The sequence below is a fragment of the Acetobacter pasteurianus genome (assembly GCF_009914215.2).
Taxonomy (GTDB): domain Bacteria; phylum Pseudomonadota; class Alphaproteobacteria; order Acetobacterales; family Acetobacteraceae; genus Acetobacter; species Acetobacter pasteurianus.
Window position 1 is genome coordinate 107,026 of the sequence record NZ_CP039847.2, and the last position, 25,795, is coordinate 132,820.

Annotated in this window: 25 protein-coding genes, 2 pseudogenes and 1 other annotated feature; of the genes and pseudogenes, 10 read left to right on the top strand and 17 right to left on the bottom strand. The window is 55.0% G+C overall.

Going from position 1 to position 25,795, the window contains the following annotated elements:
• Window positions 1–340: 340 nt before the first annotated feature.
• Together FCN51_RS26815 and FCN51_RS26820 are read left to right on the top strand one after the other, a co-directional pair.
• On the top strand, window positions 341–799 hold the full coding sequence (locus FCN51_RS26815) for a phosphate-starvation-inducible PsiE family protein (RefSeq protein ID WP_236661425.1): 459 nt from the start codon (window positions 341–343) through the stop codon (window positions 797–799).
• A 57-nt stretch (window positions 800–856) separates the two neighbouring features.
• Window positions 857–1,980, top strand: a protein-coding gene (locus FCN51_RS26820; protein ID WP_097802310.1) for an IS3 family transposase whose coding sequence is annotated in 2 segments (ribosomal slippage) — window positions 857–1,085 and window positions 1,085–1,980 — 1,125 coding nt in all. Because the reading frame shifts where the segments join, the coding sequence is not laid out codon by codon here.
• A 36-nt stretch (window positions 1,981–2,016) separates the two neighbouring features.
• On the opposite strand, the pseudogene FCN51_RS26825 reads toward FCN51_RS26820, so the two are convergent.
• A pseudogene (locus tag FCN51_RS26825) lies at window positions 2,017–2,649 on the bottom strand (ImuA family protein); the annotation flags it as partial.
• Between the two features lie 285 nt (window positions 2,650–2,934).
• Here FCN51_RS26825 and FCN51_RS26830 point away from each other — a divergent pair.
• Entirely contained in the window at window positions 2,935–3,753 is an 819-nt protein-coding gene (locus FCN51_RS26830; RefSeq protein ID WP_006117367.1) for a YoaK family protein, read from the top strand.
• A gap of 45 nt (window positions 3,754–3,798) precedes the next feature.
• A complete protein-coding gene (locus FCN51_RS26835; RefSeq protein ID WP_006117366.1) occupies window positions 3,799–5,556 on the top strand; it encodes an oleate hydratase in 1,758 nt (585 codons plus the stop codon).
• Between the two features lie 69 nt (window positions 5,557–5,625).
• On the opposite strand, the gene FCN51_RS26840 is transcribed toward FCN51_RS26835, so the two are convergent.
• From FCN51_RS26840 to FCN51_RS26855, 4 genes are all read right to left on the bottom strand, one after another.
• Window positions 5,626–6,159, bottom strand: coding sequence for a hypothetical protein (locus FCN51_RS26840; protein ID WP_006117365.1), 534 nt, complete (start codon window positions 6,157–6,159; stop codon window positions 5,626–5,628).
• Window positions 6,160–6,344: 185 nt separating this feature from the next.
• Window positions 6,345–6,638 (bottom strand): type II toxin-antitoxin system RelE family toxin, encoded by a 294-nt coding sequence (locus tag FCN51_RS26845; protein ID WP_003618711.1) that lies wholly within the window; start codon window positions 6,636–6,638, stop codon window positions 6,345–6,347.
• Window positions 6,635–6,895, bottom strand: coding sequence for a type II toxin-antitoxin system RelB/DinJ family antitoxin (locus FCN51_RS26850; protein ID WP_003618686.1), 261 nt, complete (start codon window positions 6,893–6,895; stop codon window positions 6,635–6,637). Before FCN51_RS26850 ends, FCN51_RS26845 begins: the two co-directional genes overlap by 4 nt.
• 213 nt (window positions 6,896–7,108) lie before the next feature.
• Window positions 7,109–7,471: a hypothetical protein gene (locus tag FCN51_RS26855; protein ID WP_012813198.1), complete on the bottom strand. Its 363-nt coding sequence runs from the start codon at window positions 7,469–7,471 to the stop codon at window positions 7,109–7,111.
• Between the two features lie 149 nt (window positions 7,472–7,620).
• Between FCN51_RS26855 and FCN51_RS26860 the strand changes: the two genes are divergently transcribed.
• Window positions 7,621–8,708, top strand: a protein-coding gene (locus FCN51_RS26860; protein ID WP_114012474.1) for an IS3 family transposase whose coding sequence is annotated in 2 segments (ribosomal slippage) — window positions 7,621–7,882 and window positions 7,882–8,708 — 1,089 coding nt in all. Because the reading frame shifts where the segments join, the coding sequence is not laid out codon by codon here.
• A 34-nt stretch (window positions 8,709–8,742) separates the two neighbouring features.
• Here FCN51_RS26860 and FCN51_RS26865 read toward each other — a convergent pair.
• Entirely contained in the window at window positions 8,743–9,528 is a 786-nt protein-coding gene (locus FCN51_RS26865) for a LysR family transcriptional regulator (protein ID WP_006116390.1), read from the bottom strand.
• 101 nt (window positions 9,529–9,629) lie between these two features.
• On the opposite strand from FCN51_RS26865, the gene FCN51_RS26870 reads away from it, so the two are divergent.
• The 3 genes and pseudogenes from FCN51_RS26870 to FCN51_RS26880 form a co-directional block, all read left to right on the top strand.
• Window positions 9,630–9,926 carry an SDR family NAD(P)-dependent oxidoreductase gene (locus FCN51_RS26870; protein WP_236661427.1) on the top strand — a complete coding sequence of 99 codons (297 nt, stop codon included), beginning with the start codon at window positions 9,630–9,632 and terminating at the stop codon, window positions 9,924–9,926.
• Window positions 9,927–9,940: 14 nt separating this feature from the next.
• A protein-coding gene (locus FCN51_RS26875; RefSeq protein ID WP_096884248.1) for an IS3 family transposase occupies window positions 9,941–11,151 on the top strand; the annotation gives its coding sequence in 2 pieces (ribosomal slippage) (window positions 9,941–10,226 and window positions 10,226–11,151; 1,212 coding nt in all).
• Window positions 10,219–10,335: a sequence feature (AL1L pseudoknot), on the top strand. (Overlaps the previous gene by 117 nt.)
• 44 nt (window positions 11,152–11,195) lie before the next feature.
• Window positions 11,196–11,699 (top strand): annotated as a pseudogene (locus tag FCN51_RS26880) (SDR family NAD(P)-dependent oxidoreductase); the annotation flags it as partial.
• 40 nt (window positions 11,700–11,739) lie between these two features.
• Here the strand turns inward: FCN51_RS26880 and FCN51_RS26885 are convergent.
• The 10 genes from FCN51_RS26885 to FCN51_RS26930 form a co-directional block, all read right to left on the bottom strand.
• Window positions 11,740–13,512 carry an AMP-binding protein gene (locus FCN51_RS26885; RefSeq protein WP_063355004.1) on the bottom strand — a complete coding sequence of 591 codons (1,773 nt, stop codon included), beginning with the start codon at window positions 13,510–13,512 and terminating at the stop codon, window positions 11,740–11,742.
• A 14-nt stretch (window positions 13,513–13,526) separates the two neighbouring features.
• Window positions 13,527–14,774, bottom strand: a complete 1,248-nt coding sequence (locus tag FCN51_RS26890) for an MSMEG_0569 family flavin-dependent oxidoreductase (protein ID WP_035366434.1) — start codon at window positions 14,772–14,774, stop codon at window positions 13,527–13,529.
• 16 nt (window positions 14,775–14,790) lie between these two features.
• Window positions 14,791–15,078 carry an MSMEG_0570 family nitrogen starvation response protein gene (locus FCN51_RS26895; RefSeq protein ID WP_020936672.1) on the bottom strand — a complete coding sequence of 96 codons (288 nt, stop codon included), beginning with the start codon at window positions 15,076–15,078 and terminating at the stop codon, window positions 14,791–14,793.
• A complete protein-coding gene (locus FCN51_RS26900) occupies window positions 15,066–16,244 on the bottom strand; it encodes an MSMEG_0565 family glycosyltransferase (protein WP_063355003.1) in 1,179 nt (392 codons plus the stop codon). The genes FCN51_RS26895 and FCN51_RS26900 overlap by 13 nt, the downstream gene beginning before the upstream one ends.
• A complete protein-coding gene (locus FCN51_RS26905; protein WP_193561004.1) occupies window positions 16,241–17,212 on the bottom strand; it encodes a sll0787 family AIR synthase-like protein in 972 nt (323 codons plus the stop codon). Before FCN51_RS26905 ends, FCN51_RS26900 begins: the two co-directional genes overlap by 4 nt.
• Window positions 17,209–17,772, bottom strand: a complete 564-nt coding sequence (locus tag FCN51_RS26910) for an MSMEG_0567/Sll0786 family nitrogen starvation N-acetyltransferase (protein WP_063355002.1) — start codon at window positions 17,770–17,772, stop codon at window positions 17,209–17,211. The genes FCN51_RS26905 and FCN51_RS26910 overlap by 4 nt, the downstream gene beginning before the upstream one ends.
• Window positions 17,769–18,878: an MSMEG_0568 family radical SAM protein gene (locus FCN51_RS26915; protein ID WP_012813221.1), complete on the bottom strand. Its 1,110-nt coding sequence runs from the start codon at window positions 18,876–18,878 to the stop codon at window positions 17,769–17,771. Before FCN51_RS26915 ends, FCN51_RS26910 begins: the two co-directional genes overlap by 4 nt.
• Window positions 18,875–19,849, bottom strand: coding sequence for a Nit6803 family nitrilase (locus FCN51_RS26920; RefSeq protein ID WP_063355000.1), 975 nt, complete (start codon window positions 19,847–19,849; stop codon window positions 18,875–18,877). Before FCN51_RS26920 ends, FCN51_RS26915 begins: the two co-directional genes overlap by 4 nt.
• Before the next feature lie 24 nt (window positions 19,850–19,873).
• On the bottom strand, window positions 19,874–20,356 hold the full coding sequence (locus tag FCN51_RS26925) for an MSMEG_0572/Sll0783 family nitrogen starvation response protein (protein ID WP_045543339.1): 483 nt from the start codon (window positions 20,354–20,356) through the stop codon (window positions 19,874–19,876).
• Window positions 20,357–20,696: 340 nt separating this feature from the next.
• On the bottom strand, window positions 20,697–22,118 hold the full coding sequence (locus FCN51_RS26930) for an aminotransferase-like domain-containing protein (protein ID WP_063354999.1): 1,422 nt from the start codon (window positions 22,116–22,118) through the stop codon (window positions 20,697–20,699).
• A gap of 435 nt (window positions 22,119–22,553) precedes the next feature.
• On the opposite strand from FCN51_RS26930, the gene FCN51_RS26935 reads away from it, so the two are divergent.
• On the top strand, window positions 22,554–23,177 hold the full coding sequence (locus tag FCN51_RS26935) for an alpha/beta hydrolase (protein WP_082823246.1): 624 nt from the start codon (window positions 22,554–22,556) through the stop codon (window positions 23,175–23,177).
• A 3-nt stretch (window positions 23,178–23,180) separates the two neighbouring features.
• On the opposite strand, the gene FCN51_RS26940 is transcribed toward FCN51_RS26935, so the two are convergent.
• Entirely contained in the window at window positions 23,181–24,059 is an 879-nt protein-coding gene (locus FCN51_RS26940; RefSeq protein ID WP_012813226.1) for a LysR substrate-binding domain-containing protein, read from the bottom strand.
• Between the two features lie 203 nt (window positions 24,060–24,262).
• Here FCN51_RS26940 and FCN51_RS26945 point away from each other — a divergent pair, with 203 nt between their 5' ends.
• Window positions 24,263–25,783, top strand: a complete 1,521-nt coding sequence (locus FCN51_RS26945; protein ID WP_063354997.1) for an MFS transporter — start codon at window positions 24,263–24,265, stop codon at window positions 25,781–25,783.
• Window positions 25,784–25,795 lie beyond the last annotated feature (12 nt).

Here is a 25,795-nt window from a genome sequence, read left to right on the forward strand (position 1 = left end):
TTATCGTTTCCTGAGAGAAAGTGCGGCTTGAGGGGTAGTCAACCCCTTAGGAGAGCACATGGGACTGCATGGAAATCGGTGCCCATATCAGCCGGATCCAGAGGTTCGGCGAGTTTCTCCTTGTCAGGATCAACAGGTAATTTATCTGCATCTGAAGTCGACATTAGCCGTTAGCGTAGTCTCTTCTCGTAAGAAAAAGAGAGGTAACTCAAATAGTCAATAAGCGATCGTGGTCCGGTTCATGTCCTGAGTGAGGACGCTCAAGATTATTGAAAGAAAAGCCAAACACTTAAAACTATATCAATTATCTGATGGGAAAACGGTTATGGAAGAAATCTCCATGAAACGTTCCTGGCACAGCAGGGATTGGTCGCGTCTGGTCAGGCTGTTTAATGGTCTGACATTCTATGAACGCTTTGAACAGGCCATTATTCTGATACTGATTGCCCTCATCATGCTTGTCACTGCCATAGCGACAGTTCATCTGATCAGCGCGGTCTGGCATCTGATCGTTGACATCGGGATCGATCCCATCAAGCAGGAGATCTTTCAGGAAATTTTTGGTGCGATCTTTACCGTCATTATTGCCCTTGAATTTAAACATTCCCTGCTTGTCGTTCTGGCCCAGCACGAGAATGTTATCCGGGTGAGAACCATCGTTCTGATCGCCCTTTTAGCAGTTGCCCGTAAATTCATCCTGCTGGATCTGAATAAGGTGTCCGCCATGGAATTGTTCGCGCTCTCTGTCGCAGTTTTGGCCCTGGGCATCGTTTACTGGTTAGCACTACTGGACTTGTAACGGTTTTGTGCCGGTCATCTGAGCGTTTTAAGCTCGTATCAGGAGACCGACGGAACCATGAAGCATACGGAAGATTTCAAGCGCGAGGCCGTAAGGATTGCGTTGAGCAGTGGGTTGTCACGCACGCGTGTTGCGGCCGATCTGGGTATTGGCAAATCCACTCTGGCGAAATGGATAGTGAATTATCGTCCGGACGAGCCGGCATCAGGGCCTCAGGCTGATCTGGCCCGCGAGAATGAACGTCTTCGCCTGGAGAACCGGATTTTACGGGAGGAGAGGGAAATCCTAAAAAAAGCTACCCAGTTCTTCGCGAGACAAAAGCCATGAGGTTCGCCTTCATCCACGGACATCGGCATGAATGGCCAATCGAGAGGCTGTGCCAGGTCTTGCGGGTCTCTGCACGGGGGTACCGGGCCTGGACATCCCGACCGGCCTGCCAGCGCCAACGTACCGATCTGAAGGTGCTGACGCATATCCGTGAGCATTTTGCCCTGAGCAACGGGTCCTACGGACGGCCGCGCATGACCATGGAACTCAGGGAAGCCGGGCTTGATGTCGGGGAACGTCGCGTTGGCCGCCTCATGAAGGCCAACGGGATCCGGCCCGTGCGCACCCGTCGCCACAAGATGACGACCGACAGCCACCACCAGTCTGACATTGCGGCCAACCTTCTGGACGGTAATTTCCTTGCTGAAGGCCCCAACCGGAAATGGGCGGGAGATATCAGTTATATCTGGACTGCCGAGGGCTGGCTCTACCTCGCTGTCGTCATCGATCTGTTCAGTCGTCGCGTAATCGGGTGGGCCGCGAGCGATCGAATGAAAAAGGATCTGGCCATCCGTGCCTTGGATATGGCGGTAAGGCTGCGTAACCCGGCGCCCGGCTGCATTTTCCACTCCGATCGTGGCAGCCAGTATGGCTCCCATGATTTCCAGAAAAAGCTGCTGGCCCATGGGCTGCTGGCTTCAATGTCCGGAAAGGGAAACTGTTTTGACAACGCTGCCGTCGAAACATTTTTCAAAAGCCTGAAGGCGGAGTGGCTCTGGAGACAGAACTGGCCAACCCGCCGTCAGGCTACCACCGCCATCTTCCAGTATATCAATGGTTTCTACAATCCACGTCGACGCCATTCGTATCTGGGCGGTATCAGCCCACTCGCTTTTGAAGCAAGAGTGGCATAAGCGCTTCCTGACCGGCACAAAACCGTTACAAGTCCAGATGAGTTCCAGCAACCAGCGTGGTCTTCCCACGCCGGGTACCGGCAGCGGCACGGATGGCAGGACGGAGACCCGCCAGCGGGTCACACTGGCAGTGGGCTGGCCGAAATCCGCCGCATCCGTCTGCCGTCGCCAGCGTCGGATGGCGATGCCAAGAGAGCCGGACGTTTCGGCCGCCAGTTGCAGGCGACGTGAGGCCGTCATGGACAGACGCGCCACCTCGGCGACCACGGCCCCGAGGCCACCATGCCGCAGCCCCTCCTCGAAACAGGCCAGCACATCGACGTCCGAGCCTGCCTCGACAAAAATGGTCCGCCGTGCGGATAGCCCGACCTGTTTCAGGGAAGGGGCGAACACATCCTGACGGGTGACGATCCAGAGCACCTTACCGCGCGTGCGGGCCGCGATCCCGGCGCAGAACTGACCGGCGGCCGCACTGTGCAGCGCATCGTTGCCGCCGCCCGCCACCTCGTGCAGCGCGCCCAGCGCCAGACCGCCTCCCGGCAGACGACTGTCGATCTCGCGTACGCCAAAGGGCAGCACCTTGCGGCGCCGGTCGCTGTGACCTTCGAGACGGCTGATCGCCGCCCGAAGCGTCTCCAGGCCAGGTTTTTTCTGGGTTTCAGCAGTCATGTCACGGCTCGGTGTTCCTTGTGCAGGCAAATTTCCTGATTTTATGTTCCTTATTTGTTCTTTATTGGTGTGGGGAGTCAACATTCATCTTTCGGAGCAGCGTATCGCGCCACATCTGTGGCAATTCACAATCCGGGAAGATATCGTCCTAAGAAATTGAAAACAGGACGCTTTGTCGAAAGAGGGCGGGCTGTTACCATCCCGCTCATAAAAAAGATCGCTGTCCGGGGAAACCGATAAACACGGAGTCCCCCCTCATGCGGTCAGTCACGACGGGAGGCACAGGTGCTTGTTCACGAGGGCTCGGAGCGCAACGCCAGCATCGACAGGCGTCTGGGCTGTACGCTGGCGGCCATCGCCGGTGCAGTGAACGCTGCCGGGGTTCTGGCCGTAGGCTATTATTCGGCCAATATGACAGGCAATGTCTCCGCACTGGCGAGTGGCCTGCATGAAGGGCGCATGGAACTGGTCCTGTCCTGCTGCGGTCTGATACTGGCCTTCGTCGCCGGCGCGGTGCTGTCCGCGCTGCTGGTCAATGCGGGCCGTCGCCACAACCTGCCGTCGATCTACGCACGGAGCATTCTGCTGGAAGCCTGCCTGCTTGGGCTTCTGGGGGCTGTGGATTTTCTGTTTTCGGCCCAGCCACGGGATCCGGTGCTGGCCTACGGGCTGAGTTTCCTCATGGGGCTCCAGAACGCCACGGTCACACGCATTTCCGGGGCGCGTGTCCGCACCACCCATATGACAGGAATGCTCACCGATGTGGGGCTGGAACTGGCGGACTGGCTGGAAGGGTTTTTCCATCCGGTTGACCCGGCCCGACGGACCGGTACGCGCGAACGCCTGGGTCTGCATGCCGCCATCGTGCTGTCCTTCACGCTGGGCGGCGTGGCCGGCGCCTTTCTGTATGGCTGGTGGTCCGGTCTGTTTCTTCTGGTTCTGGCGGGGCTTCTGGCCTGCCTTTCCCTGCCGGGCGCGCTGTCGCATGAGCCTGTGGTGGAGCATAAACCGGCACCGGTCCCCTCTTGCGGGGAGAGGTATTCCTGTTTACAGCACTTGATACATCGCAAGGACAGATCGGGTCATTGGGGGTCGTATGAATAGCAATGCCGCCCGCCATCGGCCCTTTTCCGGAAAAGGACACGCGCCATGAGATATGCCCACAGCAATTATGAGGCTTTTGTCCAACCCCCTGCGCCACAGGATATGGCAGGATGGTCAGCGTGGATCGTGGGCGGAGGACTGGCGGGCATGGCGGCGGCGGCGTTCCTGATCCGGGATGCAGGCATGACGCCTTCAGCCATCACCATTCTTGAAGCCTCGGACAGCGACGGCGGCGCGCTGGACGGAGCGGGGAATGCGGAGACCGGCTGGCTGATCCGCGGCGGTCGGGAGATGGAAGAGCAGTTCCAGTGTCTGTGGGATCTGTACCGTTCCATTCCGTCTCTGGAAATTCCCGGCGCATCGGTGCTGGATGAGGTCTGGCAGGTCAATCAGGCCGATCCATCCACCAGTCCGATCCGCGCCATGTGTAATCAAGGGCAGCCCCTCGCTGATCGTGACAGGCTGACGCTCACGGGAAAGGCGCGACGCGAGATCATTACCCTCATTCTGACCGATGAGGACGAACTGGCGGGAAAGACGATCGCGGATGTGCTGTCCGGCGATTTCATGGCTTCGAACTTCTGGCTGTTCTGGCGGTCGATGTTTGCGTTCGAGACCTGGCACAGCGCTATTGAGATGAAGCGTTACCTCGCACGGTTCGTGCATCAGATTCTCGGACTGAAGGATCTGCATACGCTGAAGTTCACCAGATACAACCAACAGGAATCCCTGAGCCAACCACTGGCCACATGGCTTGCCGATCAGGGCGTCGTGTTCCGTCATGGCGTGAAGGTGACAAATGTTGCTGTTGATGTTTCTGGCGGAAAGAAAGTTGCGACCCATCTCGACTGGCTGGACAATGGCGCGTCCGCCGGTGTTGATCTTGGGCCAGAGGAACTGGTGTTCGTGACCAACGGTTCCATGGTGGAGAATTCGCGCTGGGGCGACCATCATACACCTGCGCCGATTGACACGGCTATCGAAGAGGGGAGCATCTGGCAGCTCTGGCGGAATATCGCAGCGCAGGATTCCGCATTCGGCAACCCGGATGTTTTCTGTGGCGATACAACAAAATCCCGCTGGCTGTCGGCAACCGTTACGACCCGGGATGCGCGGATTCCTGAGCTTGTAAAGCGGATTACGGGGCGTGATCCGTTTTCTGGGAAAATCATCACGGGTGGCCCGGTCACGATTGCCGATTCATCCTGGCTGATGAGCTGGGTGGTCAGCCGTCAGCCCCATTTCAAAGGGCAGCCCGAAAGTCAGGTGGTGGCCTGGCTCTATGGTCTGTTCAGTGACGTGCCGGGTGATTACGTGAAAAAGCCCATGCAGGACTGCACGGGGGAGGAAATCACCCGTGAGTGGCTGTTCCATATGGGCGTGCCGATGGACCAGATCGACGATATGGCAGCGACAGGGGCGACGACGCGTCCGTGCATGATGCCGTTCATCACGGCGCAGTTCATGCCGCGCGCACCGGCGGACCGGCCGAACGTGGTGCCGGATGGAAGCGTCAACCTGGCCTTTCTGGGGCAGTTCACCGAAACGCCACGCGATACGGTCTTCACCACGGAATATTCCGTCCGCACGGCGATGGAGGCGGTCTATACGCTGTGTGGCGTCAGGCGGGCTGTGCCGGAAGTGTCGGGCGGCATTTTCGATGTCCGGATGCTGCTACAGGCGGCAGCGGAACTGCGGGACGGAGAGAAGGTACCGGCGTCGGGGCTGATCCGGCATCTGACGCACGGAACGGAGATTGACGATCTGCTGGAGCGCTACGGGCTGGTTTGGGGGGTAAACTGAAGGTCGGCTTTGGGGCATCGTTACGCGAAAGCCGCCGGTCTGCAAAAGCGGTGAGAGAGGGGCCTTCGGCTAACCTTGGTCGGTGTGGTCGCGCTTGAAATGAATCTCTCGCCGCCCTTGCACGCGCTTGAAAATCGCTCTGGTAGCGGCCTGATGTAGGATGCGTATCCACATGATTAATGTATCTAGGTTCGGGTAGAATTCTAGCGCATCGTCGAAATTATATTGAGGCATCATGATTTCTGAATCTTCAGACACTCTGAATGTGCTGAGCACAAGGCGCATACGATCGACATCCGTGTGAGCAATGACTTTGTTACGCCTCTCCTTCAGCCGCTCGTGGAGGGTCAACTGCTCGGTGGTAGCCGTGATGCCCAACGTCTCCAGCGTGAGCTTTGGCAGCCCATTTGAGTAGGAAAATGGTCGCCAGTATGCGACGACAGCGGCGTCCTCAAAGCATCGTAGGCGCCGACGCTCGATCCGCGAAATCGGTTCATCAGGACTGACCTCTGAAACGAAGTCGAGCGCGCTGAGGGCCATTTGGAAGTCAGCCATCGCCTGTATGATGCGGATATCGCCCGCTGAAAAATCTGCTTCATCCATTTTAAGAATTTAGGTAGTGAAGCATGCGACTATCTCCGATCGCTCTCTCGACGCTGCCGACATCTTTATAGCCACCTCGATGGCAAGTGGAATTTGTAATGGTCATGTCTGCTATACGGAAAGCGATTTGACCAACTGTATGACCGACATGAGGCGGGAGCTGACTTTCTACCAAGAAAGTAAATTCACTCTGTTCGCTTCGAAGCCAGTTCATAAATCTCATTATCGGCTCTCCGGCCAACGGCAATTACATAGATGACGATCCGTTCGTCGATGACCTGATAAACAAGGCGGTAACCATCTTTCAGAAGCTTGATCTTATAAAACCCTGATAGGTCGCGATGCAGTTCGTTTCCTGGAGAGTGAGGGTTCCAGATCAGCTTTTCCAGCTTCTTTTCAAATTTCTTACGCACGCTGCCGTCAAGAGCATCCCACTCTCTGAGTGCTCTGTCGTCGAATTCAAGACAATACTCTTTCATTCGCGATGACGGTTCTTAAGCTCTGCAAAAGTCATACGATGCTTTTGGGCAGGGTTTTTTAGGCGTTCGCGCACAATCTCGATAAGCTCCGCATCCTCGTCTGTGACAAGCCTCCGCTTGACGGGAGAGCGACCCGTTTCAGCAATATACGCGAGCGTATCGCGCAGTGCGTCAGAAAGTGAAATGCCTTGAGCCGACAACTTCTTAACTGCGGCTGCCTTCAGCGTTTCATCTACCCGGAATGTAACAGCAGACATACAAAGCCTCCTTGCGTGTATGCACATATGTATCACAGCTGTTGGTACAAATGAAGCGAAAGATGGTCGATGCTGATGTCTGCATTCGAGAAACCTGATCGGTTGCGGAAACGGCAGAAAAGAGGCGTTCACAGACGGCAAAATACTCGGCACTTAAAGGACAATGCGCAAAGAAACTTCAGAAGCAATCCACCATACTTCTCAAGCCAATGGTTACGAAGTGACCATCGAGGCTATCTTGGCGGCAACGATGGCACTAATCTCAGCATGCATATCGACATTATGTCCAGGTGCGGAAATTGAAACAACCAAAGCATAACGCCCCTTGTCATTGAACCTCTTCTGACCGGGATGAGTTTTCCACCAGCCGGTAACAGGATAGACCCCAATAGCATCATGCAAGGCGAGGTCAATCGCCCGCCCGCGCCAGAGGTCGCAATGAAGAGACCCGGCTTGCGTTGCATTCGAACCAAGCAGCCAGTAAGCGCCTTCCTGTTGTACACCGGGGGTGTCTTTCTCCTGCTGGCCGGAAACCCTGCGTTTAAATTGCTCTTTTGTGTCGCTTCGCTTTTTCATGGGAAACCGGAGACCGAAGGACCGATAGGTCTCAGGCCGGGTTGCCGCGCGACCAGAAAGGTTTGGTTCGACGAAGTAGGGTAATCCCCCCATAAAAAGAGTGATTTTTGAATGAGAATTTTCTCAGCGTAAGAATTGAGGAGATTCTGATGAAGAGTGATCGCTTTACTGACGCCCAGATCATGGGTGTGATCCGCCAGGCTGAGGGCGGTGTCCCGGTTCCTGACCTGTGCCGGGAGCATGGGATCAGCAACGCCACGTTTTACCGGTGGCGCGCGAAATATGGCGGCATGGATGCTTCGATGATCAGTCAGATGAAGGCTCTGGAAGAGGAGAACCGTCGGCTGAAGCGCATGTATGCGGATCTGAGCATGCAGACGGATATCCTGAAGGAAGCCCTGGGAAAAAAATGAAGCGGCCAGCCCAGCGCCGGGAACTGGCCGCACAGGCTGTGGCGCATCATGGGGTCAGCATTGCGCTGGCCTGTCGGATTTTTGGGATATCCGAGACCTGCTTTCGCTATCGTCCGCGACTGGCAGCGGAGAACGACAGGATTGCCGCTCTTCTGGTGGGACTGACCCAGGCTCACAGGAGATGGGGATTTGGTCTGTGTTTCCTGTATCTGCGCAATGTGCAGGGACAGCTCTGGAATCATAAGCGGGTTTATCGGATCTATCGGGAACTGGAGTTCAACCTGCGGATTAAACCCCGCAGGCGTCTGGTTCGCGAAAAGCCTGAAAAGCTGTCGGTTCCGGCCCTTCCCAACAGGGTCTGGTCCATGGATTTTATGGCGGACAGGCTGATGGATGGACGTGCTTTTCGGCTCCTGAACATTCTGGATGACTTCAATCGTGAAGGACTGGCGATCGAGGGTGATTTTTCCCTGCCAGCCTGTCGGGTTGTCCGCTGTCTGGAACAGGTTATGGAGTGGCGTGGCAGGCCAGAAGCCATCCGAATGGATAATGGCCCTGAATATGTCAGTCATACGTTGGTTTCATGGGCCGAAAAACAGGGGATTACCCTGATCTATACGCAACCGGGTAATCCGCAGCAGAACGCCTATATTGAACGCTACAACAGAACTGTCCGGCAGGAATGGCTGGAGCAGTATTTGTTTGAAAGCATTCAGGACGTGCAGGAGGTCGCAACACAATGGCTCTGGACATATAATCATGACAGACCCAACATGGGGAACAGCGGGCTAACCCCCGCCCAGAAACTAAAAACAGCTGCCTGAATTCTCATTCAATGCCCCACTAAAAATGGGGGGATTACCGAGGGAAATCAGGGAGAACCTCGATCAAGGTGCCATTTGCAAGATCATCGGCAAATCCATAGCGTGGAACCTGCACGATGCCAAAACCGAGCCTGGCTGCTTCGGCATAGGTATCCACGCCCCCGACCAACAAACGTGCAGGGAGTGACCTCTCAATCACATCCTCTCCGCGCGTAAACTCCAATGGCAGGGGCTGGCCGGTACGTGAGGATACGAAGCCGATCATCTGATGCCCCTCGAGATCGTCAGGAGAGGCAGGCATTCCGTGCCGCGCCAGATAGGTTGGGCTGGCGAGCGTCACCTCCTCCATCACGCCGAGAGGCCGGACGATCATGTCGCTGTCCGACAGGCTTCCAGCCCGTACAACGCAGTCCACCCCTTCGCGCACCAAATCAACAAACCGTTCGCCCTCACCGAGATGAACGGTCAATGCCGGATGCCTTGTCATAAAATCTGGAAGCGCTGGTAGCAGGATCATCCGCGCCAGACGCCCAATCACATGGGCCCGCAACAGACCTGCTACAGCACCACTCGCGCCACGATCTGCATCCTCAAGATCCGCCAGGATCGCCACACACCGGCGATAGTAGGTAGCGCCTTCCTCGGTAGGTCGAACATGACGTGTTGAGCGATGTAGCAACCGCGTGCCAAGTCTTTGTTCCAATCTTTTGATCGCTGCAGTCGCTACCGGACGCGAAATACCGCAGTCCGCAGCGGCGGCAGTGAAACTGCCACGATCAACAATGCGCAAAAAGAGATTAAGTGTCGCAAACCTGTCCATAGGATTGTTTCATGGAGCAAAACAATGCTGACGGAAAGAGTGATCTTATCGAACAGACATCGTTATGGCCAAGATAGGTTTCTCAACAGATGGAGATATCCATGCCAGAAGCACACACCATTGCCATTGTCACGGGCGGAAGCCGTGGACTGGGCCGCGCAACCGTTGAAGCTCTCGCCCAACGCGGCGTCTCATCTCTCTTTACCTATCACACCAACAAATCCGCAGCTGATGAAGTGGTCAAAAGTGTCCAGCACAGCGGAGCCCGTGCAGTCGCTCTGCAACTCGATACTGGAGATACGCACGCCTTTCCTGCCTTTGCCGACGAAGTCCGGCGCGTGCTGCGCGTATGGGGAAGTGAATTGCCCCGGGTTTTGTGGAGACAGAAAGACCCGTGAGGTAAGAAGAATTCATGAGCAATAAATCGAAGCGTTTTCCGCCTGAGTTTCGTGACCGTGCAGCCCGCATGGTTCTGGAGGAAGAGAAGAACCATCCTTCGCGGTGGTCTGCAGTGATGATGATAGCGCCAAAGCTGGATATTCATCCTGACACGCTGTCAAAATGGACCCGTCTGCATGAACGTGCCAATGCGCCTGCGGTGAGTGACCTGCCTGATCGAGAGAAGATCAGGCAACTGGAGCGAGAGAACCGCGAATTGCGGCAGGCCAATGAAATCCTGCGTAAGGCGTCGGCATATTTTGCCCAGGCGGAGCTCGACCGCATCTTCAAGCCATGACACGCTTCATTGAGGAGCACCGGCAGACATATGGTGTCGGGTCAATCTGCAGGGTTCTGTCGATTGCACCATCTGCCTATTATGCAACTGTTGCCAGACAGAAAAATCCGTGTGTGCGCAGCCAGAAAGACAAAGAACTGTGCGATGACATCCGTAGAGTGTGGAATAATAATTTCTGCGTCTATGGAGCGCGCAAGGTCTGGCATCAGCTCAGACGTGAAGGCGTGGATGTCGCCCGCTGCACGGTAGAGCGGCTGATGCGCCGGATGGGGCTGAAAGGCGTCATTCGTGGCAAGGGGGTCAGAACCACACGGCCTGATCCGCAACGTCCGTGTCCGCAGGATCTGGTGCAGCGCCAGTTTCATGCTCCTGCCCCCAACAGACTGTGGGTTTCGGATTTCACGTATGTTTCCACTTGGCAGGGCTTTGTTTATGTGGCCTTCATCATTGACGTCTTTGCACGGGTTATTGTGGGTTGGCGTGTCTCCTCAACGGCTCATACCGACTTCGTACTGGATGCCCTTGAGCAGGCTCTGTGCCAGAGGCAGCCTGAGGGAAAAGTGACCCACCATTCCGACCGCGGCTGTCAATATGTGTCCATTCGCTACACGCAAAGACTGGCTGAAGCGGGGCTCGTTGCTTCTGTCGGCAGTGTTGGGGATTCCTATGATAACGCCTTGGCAGAGACCATTAACGGACTTTACAAAACCGAACTCATCTATCGGCAGGGGCCATGGAAAAACAGGGAAGCTGTTGAACTGGCAACACTTAAATGGGTCGACTGGTTCAATAATCGGCGGCTCCTGTCCTCCATTGGAAACATCCCGCCAGCAGAAGCTGAGGCACGCTTTTATGCACAACAGAAATCACATGCATTAGCCGCTTAAATCAGATAAAAAACGTCTCCACAAAACCCGGGGCAATTCAAAGCGAACGTTTCAATTATCTGGTCAACATGGCAGGTACGTCCCATAGCGGGCTATTCGGCGAGGTGACAGAAGAAGATTTCGATGCTGCCTACCGCATACATGCCAAGGGTCCATTTTTCCTGACGCAGACACTTTTGCCGCTGATCGCGAACGGTGGCCGGATCGTGAACATCTCATCTGGACTGACACGCTTTGCCTATCCTGGCTGGATTGCGTACGCTGCTATGAAAGGCGCCGTGGAAGTCATGACGCATTACATGGCCAAGGAACTCGGACCGCGCCGCATTGCTGTTAACACAGTAGCGCCAGGTGCAATTCAGACAGATTTCTCAGGAGGTATGGTACGCGATAACCCCGAGATTGCTCACCACATCGCGGAAGTAACCGCGCTTGGACGTCCAGGACTGCCAGACGATATCGGCCCCATGATCGCATCGCTGCTCTCCGAGGACAATCGCTGGGTGAATGCACAACGGATTGAAGTCTCCGGTGGTCAGGCCATCTAAGATCTGGTCACCCCTTACACAGAAGGCCATGTTGGTACCATTAGGACACCAGCAAGCGTTTTCGCGTAATTTTTCCGGATACGGTGGTTGGCAATCGCCCGACGAAGCGGACTTCTTTCAGACCAACCCAACGCCCGAGGACTTCGTTGATCCGCGCAACGATTTCCTCGGAAGAAGGCATACATTCCGCCTCGGAATCAGGAACGACATAAGCGATAGGTCGCTGCCCTCTCAGTTCATCTGGAATTGCGACCACGGCACACGCGTGAACGGCAGGATGGGTGGCGATGATCTTTTCGATCTGCACGCCGGAAATCCGCCTTCCTGCAACCTTGATGACATCATCGGAACGTCCGAGCATATGAACTGCGCGGTTGGCCTGAATCATGCCTTCATCGAAGGTGCGGTAATACCTGCGCGTTTCATCAAGATAAGCGGACGGAACACGGATAGCCCCATTCTTCCATATTCCAGCGAGACACCCAGGCGGTAACGGCAGCGAAAGAACGATCTCCCCGCACTGCTCACCGGGTATGGAGGGCACGATGGCCGGACGAAATCCCGGCGCAGGCCGCCCGATGTCATTCATGAGAGAAACTGGCTCACGTTCGGGTAGACCGAAGAAATGCGCGGTGATGCTCCATCCCGTTTCCGTTTGCCACCAGTGATTGACCACAGGTGTGCGAAAGTAGGATCGAGCCCACTCCAGCAACGTCGGATCCGCATACTCTCCAGCTACGAAAACACGGGCAAGAGCGGGCAGGATCACCTCTGACAGATGACGGCTCTCCTGTCGCATGAGACGCATCTGAGTGGGCGTGGTAAACAGGCATTTCACTCCATGCTCATGACAGAGCGTGCGAATGGCGGACGCAGATGCACCGCCTTCGACGATGACGCTGGTACAGCCGCTGATCAGCGGCGCATAAACACCATAGGAATGACCAACAACCCAGCCAAGGTCCGATGTAGTAAAGAAGGTATCACCGGGTTCGCAGCCGTAGATCACGTCCATGGACAAGGCGAGAGCCACAGCATGGCCGCCATTATCACGCACAATGCCTTTTGCGTGCCCCGTCGTGCCAGATGTGTGAAGAATATAGAGTGGATCTTCGGAGCGTAGCACGACGGCCTCTACAGACGTGGACTGTTCCAGCGTATGGAAATCATGATCCCGCAATGGCATCAATGATGTCCGACATGCTGCGCGTTGCACAATCACGCAAGCCTGTGGCAGGTACGCTGCCAAAGCAAGTGCATCATTCAGAGCAGGGGCAGACGGAATGGGCGTCTGTCCCTGAAAGCTGCAACTGGCAATGATAATGACTTTCGGAGCCACATCATCAATCCGTCGTGCCAACTCCGGTCCGGCATAACCGGCAAAAACCACAACATGCACAGCCCCTATCCGCGCACATGCCAACATAGCTATGGCTGTCTCGATCATGGTCGGCATGGCAATCAGAACGCAGTCGCCTTTCTCCACTCCGAGCAGGCGTAGGCCGCCGGCAAATCCGGCCACCCTGTCCTGCAGTTCGCGATAGGTCACGACCTGCTGTTCCTTGGTGGCGCAAGAATGCCAGATCAACGCTACCTGCTCACCGCGACCATTCTCCACATGCCGGTCTACGGCATTGTGGCAGGTATTGAGCGTGCCGTCAGGGAACCAGTCATGCCAACCGTCTGTTCGCTCCCGGCAGGCCATCGCAGGCTCCTGCTTCCATGTGATACGCTGCGCCGCACTGAGCCAGAATTCCTCTGGCTGGTTCAGTGCCGCATCATACATCGCTTCATAAGTTGTCCATGGAAGCATGGCGCATACTCCGATCAGGCTATGGGCACGTCTTTGCCGGTGATCTGGCTGGCCAGCCACGCAGCATCACGGGAAATGCCGGAAAACCGCCCGGAGCCCCATGTATGCAGCCATGGCAGACCAAGAAAATAAAAGCCCGGCGCATCCGTCACGCCCCGATGCCAGACCGGCTTGTTAGCACCGTTGAAGACGGGCACATCGATCCAGCGGTAGTTCGGACGGAAGCCGATGCACCAGACGATCGATGTGATTCCAGCGGCCTTCAGATCGAGCGGCGTGTTGCTTCCATCAGGCTGCCAGACAGGTACGTAAGGCGCTTCCGTCGGTGCATTGATGTTTTCGCGAGCAATATAGGCATCAATGGATTTCTTGATGTCTGCATTGGTCTTGTCCGCATCGTCGAGATGTTGCTTTAGATCTGGAAGAAAATGCGCAACCTCATCACGGATTGTCTCAAGCGTACCATGCAATCCTACCCCTTCTTTTGCAAAAAGACGCAGATCAAGGTCATGCCCCCCATTGCGGCCGGTGACATAATGGTTGGTCTTATCCCGCGCCCCTTCCCGTAAGGGGTGATTATCCACCGTCAGATCATAGAAGTGCATATCCGCCAGCCAGTCCACAACGTCACGGCCACGGTAAAAGCGTGAGACACGCGGGGCGGAGCCGACACACAGATGGACCTTGCGTTTTTCAAGGAACAGGTCCTCGACGATCTGTGCACCGGACTGACCGCTGCCCACGACCAGGACAGCCCCTTCAGGCAACTGGGCCGCATTGCGGTAATCCTGCGAGTGAACCTGAAAGATTGATGGATCGATAGCACTCGCATATCCGGGGATCACCGCATCCTGGTACGCTCCCGAGGCGATGACCACATGCTTTGTGTGCCAGGTCTCACCGCCCGCCACCACACGATAGCCACCGGCCTCATGACGTGTGATGGAGGTGACGGCTGTGTGTTCACGCAGCGGGGGATTGAACGAGTTAACAAAGCCTTTGACGTATTCAATGATTTCCTGCTTCACCATGAAGCCGTGTGGATCTTTTCCCTTGTATGGGTGGCCGGGAAGTTCACATTGCCAATTCGGTGTGACCAGGCAGAAGTTGTCCCAGCGCTCATCGTCCCATGAGTGACAGGCGGTCTTGGATTCAAAAACGATATGATCCACTTTTTCGCGACAGAGATACCAGCTCAGGGAGAGCCCAGCCTGTCCGCCGCCCACGATGATAACAGGAATGCTTTTTTCGTTCTGTGTCATGGTCGTTCTTTTCGTCTCAGTATCTGAAAGACAGGACGCGCACCTGCGCATCGGGTCGATTAAGGAAAGGCGCACTGCTCTGCTGAATGACGTGCAGCTGGCCAAGGGCGCGACTGCACGGAAAGCCGTAACGGGCACGAACCCGTTCGCTCGCCTGGGTCAGAGCCGTATCCGCCTTTTCAAGAAACTCCCGGACCGGATAATCCTGACCGGGTGTGAAGTGGTCCCTTATGACCAGCGATGGGGAGTAACAGTCGGTCTCGTTCCCATCGGGCCAACGCACGCGAAAGGTCATTTCGGGCATGGTGACAAAACTCCTGAAGCCGGGACGTCAGCGTGCTGTAATGCCGCGAGACGCCGATATGCGGGGAGATGCCGACTGGCGACGCTGTCCCAGTCGAAACGGCGGGCTGTTGCGGGGCCGCTGAGCCGGAAATGGTCACGGCTTTCGACGCGCAGGGCGTCGCGCAACGCCATGAACAAGGTGTCGGGGTGCGCCGGTTGGCACCACAGCGCATCCGTTGCCGAAAAATGTTCCGTGAAAGGTAGCGCGGCTGGCACCACCACGGGGATTCCACAAGCCAGGGCTTCCAGCGGGCACAGTCCGAACCCCTCGGTTACGGATGGATAGGCCAACACGTCCGCCTGCCGGTAGAATGAAGGCATGTCTTCATCAGCAACTGGCCCGGTGATGGTGACATGATCGGCCGCACCGCTTTCGCGCAGACGCTCCATGAATCGGGTGCGGTAGGCAGAATGATCCAGCAGCGAGGCCCCGCCTGCCACAATCAGATGCACATCAGGCTGTTCGCAACGAAGGGCCAGAAATGCGTCGAGCAAGTGCAGCGTGTTCTTGCGCTGCTCGATCCCGCCCACGGACAGGATCAGGTGCTGACCGGCAGGCAGATGATACCGCGCTCGCAACGCGGCATCGTGCGCGGTTGCTACGGGTGAAAAGCGCACGGGATCAACCCCGTTGCCCACGACCGGAGCTTCGCGGCCATGGTCGTTGCGCAGGACATCTTCCCACATTGTGCTGACGGTAAACAGTTCGGCCGCCGCCCTGATCCCCCGTTCCTGCCGCGCGGCAAGGACCGGGTGCGTGAAATGGTCAAGATGGTGGACCGTGCGGGCAAAGCCCGGTATCCGCCCTTCCCGCACCAGATCGGCCAAAGCATTGGCGCTGATCGGGTCCTGCGCATGCAGCACGTCAAAATGCTGTCCGCGCAATGCGTCTCTGATTTCGCCAATACGACGCTCCACCAGTGTCGGCAGATCAGTTACAGACGCGGCTGGGATGCACCAGGTTGCGCAACGGGGTTTGCGGAAGAAACCCGATCCTGTCACGTCCGGTGCGATCAGCGTTGCATCGTGGCCCGCGTCACACAGAGTTTCCGCTAGCGCCATGCCGTGCACCACGCCGCCACGCGGATTGGTCGAATGGGTCAGAATGCCAATGGACAGACTCATGGCGCAAATCCCATGAGTGAGGACCGGGCGAGATCCCAGAAGGTTTCTTTCTCGTCCGCCCATATGACATCCAGCCGCTGCGTGCTCTCACACCGCCCGATGACAGAAGCAGCAATGCCACGTCCACAAAACCGGGCTATGATCGCGTGGGCATCTTTGGGACGCGCCGTCAGCAGGTATCCGTAGCTTGGGAATGCAGACAGCCAGCGCTCCATCGGAGCATCCTCAGGCCGTGGAATGTCATCGAGCGTAATGGTCATGCCGATGCCTGAACATTCGGCCAGCATGAGAGCGGTCCCCAGCAGACCGGCCATGCTGATGTCCTTGGCAGCACGGCTCAGGCCATCTTCGGCAATAGTGGGCAGAAGTTCGATGTCCCCACGCAACCGGGCCGCTCCCTCTGTGCCGCATAGCCCGGAACTGGCATCCCAGAACGGGTGCGGATCGTGCCAGCGACCGCGCAGATCAATGGCAACGATCAGCACCTCGCCCGGTTGGGCGTCGAAGCTGGTTAGCAGATGACGGGCACGACCAAGGATTGCCACTGAGAGCGAATTATGGGTACTGCGCATGTTGGTGTGTCCACCAACAACCGGCACACCGTAGGTGTTCGCACCGTCATGGAGACCCGTCAGGATGGACGCGGCCGCCTCGGACGTATCGCTCCACAACGCATCCACCACCGCCACGGGACGGCCGCCCATCGCAGCGATGTCGCTGACATTGACCATCGCGCCGCAATACCCGGCAAACCACGGCATTGAGCGGACAAAGCTGTCCTGAAAGCCCTCGCTGGCCAGCAGGAGATAGCCATCGCTATCCGGGATCGCGGCGCAGTCATCGCCAAGACGGACAGCTTTGGCACCTGTCCCTAAAATCGCGCTAACTTCTGCAATATCCTGCTTAGCCGCAAGAGAGCGCCCCATACGAAGCGTGCGCAGGAGTGTGGTGAGCTCATGTGCCATCATGCCACCTGTCGTATCCGGGGTTGCGGACGCAGCAGCCAGGTCTGATCGAGACCGTGCGCCGGATAGCGTGACAGATCAGCCTCCATGTCGTGATGCGGCAGGCCATGCAGCGTAATGACGCTGAGACTTTTCCAGTGCAAGCGACGAAAGAACAGCACATTCTGTTCCTGCACCTGGGCCAAAAACCGTGTAGCCCCCAGACCGTGTGCCGTACTGACGGCCATGCGGATGAGTTCCGCCCCGATCCGCCCCAGCTTGCGGTGATCAGCATGCACGGCCAACCGGGAACCGCGCCACACACCGGGCTCTGCTTCGTGAATGCGCACTGCCCCCACGATCCGGTCCGGCATCCCCGCCATGCAGCAGGCGGCAATGATGGGAATGGCGTCCTCATCAATCGCGTCGCGGTCATCCTCTGCAAAAACATGCTGTTCACTGCAGAACACTTCACGGCGGAGCGCATGATAACCGGCACGCTCCCATGGCGTGCGGGCAAGGCGCACAACATATTCCGTCGGAATGAACGGCCGGTCTTCCATACCTTCGAGGATCGTGCTCATTGTTCGTACGCCGAAAGCGAGGAACAGGCGCCACAACGTCCACACCCGGCCCGGATATCGGTGGATTTCATGTTCGCTTCCCGGAGCATCCGCCCAAGCGGTGCCAGCACGGATTTCATAAACTCGGCTGAAGGCGGGACATGATTTTCCAGTGGGGTGCCGGAAATGGGCACAAACGGCACCACGAAGGGATAGACCCCCAGCGCAATCAGACGCTCGGCGAGAGCCAGAATGTCCTCGGGGCTGTCGCCAAGACCGGCCAGAATGTAGGTATTGACCTGCCCACGACCGAAGATCGGCACGGCGCTGGCGAAAGCGTCCATGTAGCGATCGACGCTGACCGTGGCCTTGCCCGGCATGATCTTCTCACGCACTGCCTGCGTGGCGGCTTCGAGATGCATACCCAGACTATCGGCTCCAGCTTCCCGCAAACGCTGGAACCAGCCGTGATCACGTGGCGGCTCGCACTGAACCTGAAGCGGCAGATCCACCGCCGCCTTGATGGCACGGGCTGACTCCGCCAGCACGGCAGCACCCCGATCAACCACATTGGGCGTGCCGGTCGTCAGCACCATGTCGCGCACGCCGTCCAGTTCCACAGCAGCTTTGGCAACTTCGGCAAGCTGCGCCGGTGTCTTGTAAGCAATCGTCCGGTCCGCCTCCAGCGATTGGCCAATGGCGCAAAACTGGCAGGATGTGCGCCGGTCGGCATAGCGGATGCAGGTCTGGTGCACCGTGGTCGCCAGCGTGTCACGGCCATGCAGTAGCGCGATCTTCCAGTAGGGAATACCGTCTGCCGTGCTCAGCCCGTAAAAGCGCGGGGCAGCCGGGAAATAGATCGTACCTACTGCCCGCCCATCGCGTAGCAGCATGCTCGTCCCGTGCTGGTCTGGCGGGCTGGCCTGAAACGGTGAATGCTGCGCGCCAGACGTATAGACCGGAACCATGACGGTCTGGCCCGCAATGGTGATCGTCTTGTGATCCGAAGGACCAGCGCCTCCCTTGCGGGCAATGCCGCCAGTCTGCTCGCCGATCTGCAGTCCGAAGGACTGGAGATCGGTAACGAGCTTGCGACCAGAAAGTGTACCGAGCGTCGGAATGGTCATGACGCAGCCTCATCTGTAGATGTGGAAACCGGATCGGCTTCACCAACGTAATGAACGGTACGGGCAGGCCGCCGATCCTGAAGCAGACTAAGCAGTTCAGGCCGTGCATAATGCCCTACAGAGTCCATCATCCGCTTGCGCTTGGTGATAAGAGCGAAATCAAGATCGGCAATCACCATCCCCTCACCTTCCGTCAAAGGCGGGGCCAGAAGCTTACCTTCGGGAGAGACGATGGCGGTAAAGCAGCCTCCTCGCAGCGGCCCTTCAAGTGCAGGGTCTCGCGCAATATCCTTGATCTGATCTTCCGTCAGCCAACCCGTGGCATTCACAACGAAACAGCCGGATTCCAGAGCGTGATGACGGATGGTGACTTCCATCTGATCGGCGAAGATCTGCCCCACCAGTGAACCGGGAAACTGGGCGCAGTGGATTTCTTCATGTTGGGTCATCAGCGCGTAGCGCGCCAAGGGATTGTAATGCTCCCAGCAAGCCAATGCCCCGATGCGGCCAGCGGCACTTTCCACCACTTTGAGCCCTGACCCGTCACCCTGCCCCCAGATCATGCGCTCATGATAAGTTGGGGTGATCTTGCGACGTTTGAGAAGGATCTCACCTGTCGCGTCGAAGACGATCTGCGTGTTATAGAGTGTGCCAAAATCCCGCTCATTCACGCCCAGCACGACGACCATGCCGGTATCACGTGCGGTTTCGGCCACCATGTCCGTCACCGGACCAGGAATGATGACGGCGCGTTCATAAAGTTCCAGATGTTCGCCGCCGAAACGGAAAGCTGGCTGGATGAACGAGAAATAGGGGTAATAGGGCACGAAGGTTTCAGGAAAGACCGCCAGCTTCACACCTTTTTCGGCGGCTTCACGGATGGCCTGACAGACTTTCCGGGCTGTCCCCAAACCGTCATCGCCGAGGACGGGACTGATCTGGATGGCAGCAGCGCGAACGATACGTGACATGGCTTGCGGTCCTTCCTTTGGCCTTTAGAGAGTCCAGGTATTGAGGATGAAAGCGTTGTCACGACGCGCAAGGAGGATAATGTCGAGCACATCTTGCGGATTGATCGGCGTGATGCCTGGGATCAGGTTCTGCTCACCGTATCCGTAGAGCGCCTGAAGCGCGAAACGGCAGGCATAGACTTTGCCGCCCTCTTCAATAATTTTTGCAATCTGCTTGTTGCAGTTCATGTGCCCTGGAAAGGCTTCATCACCCAGACGTGGGAAACCGCGCTGCACGCCAAGAGTAACACCTGGTCCGTACAGCAGAACGGATGTTTCAAAGCCTTTGCGGATTAGACGTGTGGCCTGAAGCAGATTTACAAACCCAACCGAACCTTCATTGGCGACGGTATGAAAAGTAATAAGAGCTTTTTCGCCTGGTTTGGCTTTGACGTCTTCAAAAACCTTGTTTTCATAATTAACGAAGCAATCACCATCCTGATATGGTGCATGTTCGACTTTTGGCATGATATCTCTCCCGTGTGATGCGATCTCCAGCCAGAAACCGGAACTGACCGCTGTGCCGAAGTGAACGTGACACGGGATAACCAAATGACAAAATATTGTATGTACTTAGAAATAAGTACAAATAAAACAAGTTTAACAGTTTATTGTCTTACAAAGGCATACAGAAACATACAAAAATAATATTCAAGACATACAATTCCAAATGACGCGCATAACTATATGTTTTATCGTCATTTTTTAATCACGCATTCGTGAATGATGCACTTTTTTGTTTTTCGGACATTCAGGCGAGACTCAACGAAATCAAATGAGTCCGTTGAGTCCCAAACCCAAAACCATGTCATACAATATCGGCGAAACCGGGAGAACGCTTATGCTGAAGAACGGACACCACACCATTTAAAGATTCTTCAAGACTTGCTGCATCTGGTGCGCTGCCAAGCGCGATGCGCGCGCGCTGTGGTGGCTCACCACTAATTGTAAAAACTGTGCTGGGGACCAGAGCAAGACCACGTCGGCGTGCATAAGCGACAAAGTCCGCACTGCCCCACCAATCAGGCAATTTCAGCCAGACATGTGGACCGTTCGGATTCATGCAGTGTCCTTCCCCTAAACAGTGTCCTTCCCCTAAAACCTTTCGCGCAATGGATTGCCGCAGGCGAAGTTCTTTGCGGATGGCATGAAGAATCGTTTCCGCTTGCCCCGTTTGCATCCACCGCGCAGTAAGCGCGCTCAATAAACCTGCATTTGTCAGAGCGATCGCCCGAATGGCAGCTGTCACACGCCGGGTCATATCTGCATTCGGCAAGGCGACGTAGGCTGTGCGCAGGCCTGGGCTCAATGTTTTGGCAAGCGTAGCAATATAACTGACCCGACTATGATCCAGAGCTGCCAACGCTGGCAGTGGCTCATCCATCAACAGGCTGTAAGGATCGTCTTCGGCAATGTGCAAATGATGACGCTGCGCCACTGCGAGAATATCCTTGCGCCTTTGCAGTGACATTGTCGCTGTGGTGGGATTATGAATGGTGGGAATACAGTAGAGTAGTCGTGGATGATGTTGCGAACACACTCGGTCTAGCTGATCTGGCATCATGCCTTCAGCATCACTGTCTACACCAACCAGAATAAGATCAAATTGCGCTGCAATGGTTCGGATCCCTGGGTAGGCAATACGGTCCGTTACAATCACGTCTCCTGGTTGGGTATGCGTGCTGACAATTGCTGCTAATGCGCTTTGCGCACCGGGAGAAACCAGAACTTCTTCTATGCGCCGATGACCGATAACAGGTGCTATCCATTTTGCGCCAAGCTGACGCTCCTCAATAGTGCCCCCAGTTACCCTGTAGGACATGAGACTATTCAAATCCTGCTGCTTCAAGATAGCGGAGATATCACTCTGAATAATACGCTGGAGCGGTGGATCCTGAGGAATAGGCGGCAGATTCATGGTAAGATCAACCACCGCAGGTCCGGTATGGCGCCAATGGCTTTCACCGGCACCGACGCGCACAAAGGTTCCCCGCCCTACGGTTGCATCAATGAGACCACGACGCCTTGCCTCGGTAAATGCACGCGTTACAGTTGTCAGGTTGGTACCAAGATAATCTGCAATCGTTCTTTGCGGGGGAAGTTTATCCCCTTCCCGCAAATCACCTCTCCGGATGGAAAGAGCCAAGGCATCAGCAAGTGTCAGGTAAATGGCATTCGGGCTTTGACTGATTTCTTCTTTCCAGTGAGCCAGATAAGGATAGGCTGACATGCGTGGCGGCTTCCATATATTCGACAAGATTGTATTGCACTACATCCCATACAATCCATGCAATGCATAGCGCAGCCGCTTATCTGTGAGAACAATTGTCTCCACATTACTACGATTTAACTCATAGCATTGTGCACAACACGCAAGTTCAGACTTTATTGCCTTGTGGCAAATCTGTTTTAGAACAAGTAAGAAAAATGAAGAAACTTATTCCGTTGTGGCTGAGCAATGCTTGAATATTTATATGTCTTTTTAGTATCAATTATTTTTTTAATAATACCTTGCACGACAGCTTATGCTCGTCCTGAGCAGTCACACTCTGTCAGCACCATACGTTCTGATATAAATGAACAGGTTTACAGCATACCTTTTAAAGGAGGTGGTTACGTAAGAGTGCTCTTTTGCATCCCGGCAACCCACCGAGGAACAATCATCATGTTTCCTGGCGGTTCTGGTGATATTGGCCTTGGGAAAAATGGCGTAATCCGACACGATCATAACTTTGTTGTCAGAACACGCCGGCTATGGAACAGACAAGGCTACGCAGTCATTATTCCAGATACAATCAATCATATTAATCTAAGAGGACAGCGCAGTTCCGCGACCTATGCAGGACTGATCCAAAGTATCATTGCTTTTGCACATGAAGAGGCAATAGTGCCTGTGTTTCTTTTTGGAACCAGCCAAGGCGCAATCGCTGCCGTAAACGGTACCGCGCATGCAGCTTCAGGAACTATTGCAGGTGTCGTGCTCAGTGAATCTGTATCAGTCATGGGAGGCAGCAAGGAAACTGTTTTTAGTGCAACCCCGCAAAAAGTGACAGTACCTGTTCTTATTGTGGCCAACCAAGATGATCGATGCGATGTCGCACCGCCTCAAGCCGCCCAACAGATTGCTTCCGGCATGACAGCAAGCCCTGAAGTGCGCGTGTTCATGGTTTCTGGTGGAATAACAAAATCAAAAAAGAATTGTGGCTCCTTAACACCTCATGGGTATTTTGGCATTGAAAATGATGTCGTCGACAAAGTCAGTGCGTGGCTGGATGCCAAATCCCGATAATCTTCAGGCTATTGTTGTTTGAATCTGAGAAATCAGATGACGTACGGCTGGTGCAACCTCATCTGAGCGAAAAATGGCGGCAATTTCTGAAACGATTGGTTCTCCCACAATATCGCGGAAAACAACGCCCGGCAAATTGACGACACTTCGTAAAGCACTGGGAATAACCGAAATACCATTGCCAATTGAGACCTGTGTCAACACAGCCAGTAAGCTCCCTGGCGTAGAAACAATACGGGGCGTAAATCCACCTCGACTTGCGACCTGAAATGTGCCGAAAGCCTGCTCGGGCAATATAAAAGATGCGTTGGCAATTTCGTGCGGCGTAACCGGGCCTTCCGACTTTTCTTCGACACCAGGAATCACGGAAAGTGCCAGGCAAAAGTGATCGCGGATCAATACATGGTGACTCAATAGCTGTGGCATCGCCATAGGCAGCCTTACAAAACCGATATCTACGTCACCGTCCGCAACCAACTGAGGCAGTTTATCCATGGGGAATTCACGTACTTTTAAAAGCACGTCTGGATAATTCTGCGTAAATTGGTTCATCTGGTCTTGCAGTATCCCCGTATAAGCAGCTGACGCAACATAACCAATCTCTATCCGACCCAATTCACCGCGCCCAGCACGACGACCGGCGTTCTCCGCTGTTGCAAATTGTTTGAGCACGCGCCGTGCTTCGGAAAGGAAAACCTCTCCCGCAGATGTAAGCGTCACAGAACGCTTTGTTCGGTTGAGAAGTTGAGCTGATAATGTGCGCTCAATTTCCTGTATCTGCACAGTCAGAGTGGGCGGGGAAATATTCAGCCGTTCTGCCGCCCGTGTAAAATGAAGTTCTTCCGCCAAGACCACAAAATAGCGGAGATGTCTCAGTTCCATTCCTCTATCCCCCTCCCCGCATTATTAGGCAAAACCTAATAATAACGAAAATAACCACCAATGACGAGAACCAAGGCATGACCTAGCGTTACAGACTAATGCGCTCTGCAACGGAACATCGCCATGACACAACTCTTTCAAGCCAATCATGATGAACTGATTATCGGAACTTCTAATGCTATCGTGAAGCGATGGGGACCTCGATGACATCCTCGCGCGTAACCAATCCGTTATTTGTCCTTCTGGCGGCTTCAACTGGCTGTGCCTTGACTGTGCTTGATACCAATGTGGTGGCAATCATCCTGCCAACCATTGCTCGCGAGTTTCGTGCAAGTTTCGCGGATATTGAATGGGTTATCAGCACATATGTTCTGTGCTTCGCATCTCTCCTGTTGCCCGCTGGAGCCATTGCAGATCGGTATGGACGCCGTCGCATCTATCTGATTGGAATTACGACATTTGCCCTTACCTCGTTGTTTTGCGGAGCCGCCCCATCTGCCACAGCACTATATCTGGCCCGTGCTTTACAGGGCGTAAGTGCTGCATTTTTGTTAGCACCTGCTTTAGCGATCATCGGACATACGTTTCATAATCCAGATGAACGGAACCGCGCATGGGCCATTTGGGGAAGTATCATGGGCCTTACCATGGTTCTTGCTCCTATTATTGGTGGTATTATTGCCTATGCGCTCGGTTGGCGGTGGGCGTTTTATATCAATATTCCAATCTGCGTCCTACTTGCTGGCGCAGTCTTTATTCTGGTCAAAGAATCACGTGATACTGATGCCCGAAGACTGGACCCGGTCGGGATTATATTTTTCGCTGCATTCATGTTCGGTCTGACGTGGGGAATGATTAACGGTCAGGCAAGCGGTTGGACCTCATGGAACGCCCTGAATGGTTTTATTGGAGGAAGTATCTCCTTAGGCATTTTCATAGCATCTGAACGTGCCCAATCACGTCCGATGTTAGATCTTGGCCTATTCTCCAATCCCCGTTTTCTGGGAGCTGTCTGGGCGATGTTTGCTTATGCAGCATCCGCTCAGGTTATGGCCTCAATGCTTCCGCTATTTCTCCAAAACGGCTTAGGCCGCTCAGCACTTCAGGCCGGCTTCGCCATGTTGCCTTTTGCCCTGGCAATGTTGATTTTCCCACATATTGGACGTCTTCTGGAACGCCATATCTCTTCGAGCGGTATTCTAGCCGGTGGTCTGTCATGCGTCGCCATTGGCAATGGAATAACAGCATGGGGAGCATATGTCGGATCATGGATCATTGTTATGGCTGGCATGGTCGTCATTGGAAGTGGGGGCGGCCTTCTCAATGGGGAAACACAAAAAGCTATCATGAGTGTTGTGCCAAAAGAACGATCTGGCATGGCGTCAGGGATCAGTACGACTTCACGATTTTCCGGGATTTTGCTTGGTTTTGCCATGCTTAGCGGCATACTCGCAACAATGGTAAGGAAATGGGTTGCCGCCTTTGGATGTGGCACTGGTTGCCATCATCCATCAGACTTCGCCGATGCCATCGTTGCCGGTGATCTACCCAGTGCTATTTCCGGTTTAGAGGGTTCCAATCAAGAAATCGCCATTCAGCATGCACATCATGCTTTCTCTTATGGTTTTGCCGTAGCACTTCTTGTGGCATCAATTTTCGCATTAGGATCATCAATTACTGTCTTTACACTGATGCATTCAAAGATGAAACAGAATATAACCTAAGTAAATAATAAA

Excerpts from the sequence above, each read along its gene's own strand:
- FCN51_RS26835 (WP_006117366.1), top strand. The coding sequence starts at position 3,799 with ATGAGATATGCCCACAGCAATTATGAGGCTTTTGTCCAACCCCCTGCG.
- FCN51_RS26815 (WP_236661425.1), top strand. The coding sequence starts at position 341 with ATGAAACGTTCCTGGCACAGCAGGGATTGGTCGCGTCTGGTCAGGCTG.
- FCN51_RS26940 (WP_012813226.1), bottom strand. The coding sequence starts at position 24,059 with ATGGAACTGAGACATCTCCGCTATTTTGTGGTCTTGGCGGAAGAACTT.
- FCN51_RS26920 (WP_063355000.1), bottom strand. The coding sequence starts at position 19,849 with ATGTCACGTATCGTTCGCGCTGCTGCCATCCAGATCAGTCCCGTCCTC.
- FCN51_RS26865 (WP_006116390.1), bottom strand. The coding sequence starts at position 9,528 with ATGGACAGGTTTGCGACACTTAATCTCTTTTTGCGCATTGTTGATCGT.
- FCN51_RS26855 (WP_012813198.1), bottom strand. The coding sequence starts at position 7,471 with ATGAAAAAGCGAAGCGACACAAAAGAGCAATTTAAACGCAGGGTTTCC.
- FCN51_RS26905 (WP_193561004.1), bottom strand. The coding sequence starts at position 17,212 with ATGATGGCACATGAGCTCACCACACTCCTGCGCACGCTTCGTATGGGG.
- FCN51_RS26850 (WP_003618686.1), bottom strand. The coding sequence starts at position 6,895 with ATGTCTGCTGTTACATTCCGGGTAGATGAAACGCTGAAGGCAGCCGCA.
- FCN51_RS26945 (WP_063354997.1), top strand. The coding sequence starts at position 24,263 with ATGACATCCTCGCGCGTAACCAATCCGTTATTTGTCCTTCTGGCGGCT.
- FCN51_RS26840 (WP_006117365.1), bottom strand. The coding sequence starts at position 6,159 with ATGGATGAAGCAGATTTTTCAGCGGGCGATATCCGCATCATACAGGCG.
- FCN51_RS26900 (WP_063355003.1), bottom strand. The coding sequence starts at position 16,244 with ATGAGTCTGTCCATTGGCATTCTGACCCATTCGACCAATCCGCGTGGC.
- FCN51_RS26845 (WP_003618711.1), bottom strand. The coding sequence starts at position 6,638 with ATGAAAGAGTATTGTCTTGAATTCGACGACAGAGCACTCAGAGAGTGG.
- FCN51_RS26915 (WP_012813221.1), bottom strand. The coding sequence starts at position 18,878 with ATGACCATTCCGACGCTCGGTACACTTTCTGGTCGCAAGCTCGTTACC.
- FCN51_RS26895 (WP_020936672.1), bottom strand. The coding sequence starts at position 15,078 with ATGCCCGAAATGACCTTTCGCGTGCGTTGGCCCGATGGGAACGAGACC.
- FCN51_RS26935 (WP_082823246.1), top strand. The coding sequence starts at position 22,554 with ATGTTTCCTGGCGGTTCTGGTGATATTGGCCTTGGGAAAAATGGCGTA.
- FCN51_RS26930 (WP_063354999.1), bottom strand. The coding sequence starts at position 22,118 with ATGTCAGCCTATCCTTATCTGGCTCACTGGAAAGAAGAAATCAGTCAA.
- FCN51_RS26925 (WP_045543339.1), bottom strand. The coding sequence starts at position 20,356 with ATGCCAAAAGTCGAACATGCACCATATCAGGATGGTGATTGCTTCGTT.
- FCN51_RS26890 (WP_035366434.1), bottom strand. The coding sequence starts at position 14,774 with ATGACACAGAACGAAAAAAGCATTCCTGTTATCATCGTGGGCGGCGGA.
- FCN51_RS26870 (WP_236661427.1), top strand. The coding sequence starts at position 9,630 with ATGCCAGAAGCACACACCATTGCCATTGTCACGGGCGGAAGCCGTGGA.
- FCN51_RS26885 (WP_063355004.1), bottom strand. The coding sequence starts at position 13,512 with ATGCTTCCATGGACAACTTATGAAGCGATGTATGATGCGGCACTGAAC.
- FCN51_RS26910 (WP_063355002.1), bottom strand. The coding sequence starts at position 17,772 with ATGAGCACGATCCTCGAAGGTATGGAAGACCGGCCGTTCATTCCGACG.